The 335-nt window shown below is 73.4% G+C and carries 1 protein-coding gene; it reads left to right on the top strand.

Annotated elements, in window-relative coordinates:
- A partial coding sequence (locus ACLBXP_RS25410) for a YebC/PmpR family DNA-binding transcriptional regulator (RefSeq protein WP_447670609.1) occupies positions 1-335 on the top strand: 335 nt, incomplete at both ends.

Genomic DNA, 335 nt, shown 5'->3' with positions numbered 1-335 from the left:
CGGCGAAGCTCGGCACGCCGGACCCCGCGATGAACCCGCGCCTGCGCGCCGCGGTGCTCGCCGCCCGCGCCGAGAACATGCCCAAGGACAACATCGAGCGCGCCATCAAGAAGGCGGCCGGCGGGGAGGGCGATAACTACGAGGAGATCCGCTACGAGGGCTACGGCCCCGGCGGCGCGGCCCTGATCGTCGAGGCGCAGACGGACAACCGCAACCGCACCGCCTCGGACGTGCGCACGGCCTTCACCAAGTCCGGCGGCAGCCTCGCCGAGACCGGCGCGGTCGCCTTCATGTTCGACCGGGTCGGCGTCGTCGCCTATCCGGCCGCCGTGGCC

It is taken from the genome of Methylobacterium sp. A54F, from assembly GCF_053346035.1.
This window is presented reverse-complemented; position numbering and strand designations above follow the sequence as displayed.